Origin of the sequence: Variovorax sp. JS1663, assembly GCF_002157355.1 — a bacterium.
Lineage (GTDB): Bacteria > Pseudomonadota > Gammaproteobacteria > Burkholderiales > Burkholderiaceae_C > Variovorax.
On sequence record NZ_LYMK01000109.1, the window covers coordinates 1 to 2830 of the forward strand.

The following is a 2830-nucleotide window of genomic DNA, read 5'->3' on the forward strand; positions in this document are numbered from 1 at the left end:
GCCAGGAGCCTCGCCGGGGCCGAGCTCTGCAGCACCGGCATCGATGCGGCGGTGGTGTAGTCGAAGGCGTCGTAGATCGAGGCGAAGCGCGGCGGCTTCGATTCGTTGTCCGGGCCCCGCGCCACGCCGGTGATGGTGTGGATGAAGTTGAGCGTGGCCACATCCAGCGCCTGGTGGGCCGCGCGATAGGCCTGCCACTGGTCGTACTCGGCCTGGGTGACCGGGTGGGCGAAGCGCCGCACGATGACGGTAGCCGGGCCCGAGGGGCCGTCGACGGTGGCGGTGATCCCCTCCTGGCCCACGGTGATGTTCGCATCGATGCGCCCGGGGTGGCTTGTGGGCAGGTCGGCCGCCGGCGGCGCCACGCCGAAGGCGGCCCAGATGGGGTCGGTGGCGGCATACCAGGCGCCGGGCATGGCCCCCGTGCAGGTCTGGAAGCTGCGATCGGCGCTGTTGGCGGGACTCTGGAGGTAGTAGCTTCGGAAGCGTTCGAGCGGATAGTCCGGCGAAGGCACCAGCAAGCGGCCACCGGCGTTGTTGCCCGGCAGCAGCGGGTCGGTGGCGGGCGAGGCGACCCAGGCGTTCCAGCCGGTGTCGGGAAACTGGACCTGGCCGCCGAAGCCGAAGAGGACTTCACTGGCCTTCCAGCGCCGGCTGTCGCCGGGCAGCGCGTACTCGACCACGTGCTCGCTGGTGCCGGGCTGCAAGGTCCAGGTGACGCCGCCGTTGGTGTTGTTCAGGACGGCGGTCTTGATGTCGACTCGGCCTGTCGCCTCGATGGTGGAAGCGTGGTTGTTCAGGCTCGTGGCGGCCCCGGTGGCGCGGCCGTTGGCATCCAGGCTGCCGCCGATGGCGAGGTCGCCGTCGCTGAAGATCAGCGATCGGTTGGCGATGGTCTGGCTGCCAGCGGCGGTCACGACATCCTGGTTCAGGGCCAGGCGCATGTCGCCCTTGGAGAGCAGCTGGCCGTCGAAGGTGAGCGCAGAGGCATCGACGGTGAGCGACTGGCCGGCCAGCAGCGTGCTGCCGGTGTTCCTGACGGCGAGGGTCCTGGCAGCCGGGTTGGCGGCGTTGGCTGCGTTCGCATCGACGATGGACAGGGTGCCGCCGGCGGAGATCAGGCTGCCCAGGCTCGTCGTGCCGATGGCGACGTCGTGGCCCTCGATGCCCTGGTCCGTGCCCAGGGTGTTCGTGTTGGTGAGGGTCGCGGCGTTCAGGGTGGTGGTGCCCCGTGCCCGGATCAGCGCGCCGGTGTTGTCGATGGCGCCGGCGTCGATGCGCAGGTCGCCAGCGGCGAGTGTCTGGCCCGCCTTGTTGTCGTAGCCGGCACCCTGGGTGTCGATGGCCATGGCGCCGCCGGACTGGATCAGGCCGGCCTCGTTGGCCAGCTCGCCTGAGTTCATGGTGACAGTGGCGAGGCCAGCGATGGCGCCTTGCGTGTTCTCCAGCGCATGGCCGCGGGTGTCCATGGCGATGCTGTTGCCGGAGACATGCCCCGCCGTGTTGACCAGGCCTGCCGCGCTCAGCGCCACGGCGCCTCCGGCTTGCAGCTTGCCGCCGACGTTGGTGGCGGCACCGTCGGCGCTGATGCCAAGATCGCCCACGGCAGTGATGCGGCCGGCATCGTTCCTCAGGTTGCCGGCAGCAATGGCGGTGTGGCCGTTGCTGGCGATGAGGCCGGCGTTGTTCAAGGTGCCCGCCACGCTGATGCGAGTGTCCGCCGAGCCGGTCTGCACGATCTGGCCTCCGCCGGTGTTGGCGAGGTGGGAGAGGTTCAGGTTGAGTTGGCCGGCCTGGAGCTGGCCGGCCTGGTTGACCAGCGTCTGGCCGGCCTGGCTGTTGGCTATCACGCTCAAGGTACCGGGCGTGGTGATGGTCGCGCCGCTGGTGGTGACGTGGCCCTGGGTCGCCGTGAGCGCGATGTTGGCGGCGCTGGTGGTGCCGGAGGACAGGTCGATGCTGGCGCCTTGCAGCGCCATGTCCCCCGCGGCGATCAGCGTGCCCGCGGTGTTGATCAGCTCGTCGCGGCTGGTGATCCGCAGGCTGCCGCTTCGCACCACCCCGGCCGTGTTGTCGAAGCGATCGACGTTGGCGCTGAAGCTGTGGCCGATGTTCAGGCTTCCGCCTGCGTTGCTGAAGCTCGCTCCGTTGAGGGCCAGGTTCGCAACCGACAGGGATCCTCCAGCGTTGTTGACCTGCGGCGTGTCCAGCGTGATGGGGCCGACCTCGTGGATGCGCCCGCCATCGTTCAGGATCGCGCCGGCGGCGGTGATGCGGCCGGGGGCGGGTGCATGGCCGGGCGATGCAGTACCTGCACCAGCACCACTGTCCGTGCTCGTGCCGGTACTTGCACCCATACCCGCACCTGTTCCTGCGCCGGAGGTGGATGGACCCGGTGCTGCGCTGCCTGGCGATGCCGGCGCCTGGGGCACCGGCTCGGCCCCGATGACGCCCCCAGCGGTGTTGCTCACACTGGGCGCCGTTACCGTGAGGCCGGCGCCACCGGTCTGGCGCAGCGTGCCACCGCGGTTGTCGATGTCACTGGCCGCCGTGATCTGCAGGCTCTGCGCCTGGATCGTGCCCTTGTTCTCCAGCCGCCCGGCTGCCGTGATCACGAACTCGCCGGGACCCGCCAGGAGCTGGCCGGCACTGCGAACACCCAAGCCGTGCTCGGTTCCCACCAAAAAGATCTTGTTTGCGAACATGCCGCCCAGATGGGCCACGTCGAGGGCGAAGACGGGCGGCGCGCCGGTGCCCGTGGTCGGTGTGATCCGGGTGCGGTCCGCCGAGATGGTGTTGGCCCCGGTCACGACCTGGAGGCCGTTGGCAT

The 2830-nt window shown here is 69.9% G+C and carries 1 pseudogene; it reads right to left on the bottom strand.

Annotated elements, in window-relative coordinates:
- Positions 1-2830: pseudogene (locus A8M77_RS34770) on the bottom strand (hypothetical protein); the annotation flags it as partial.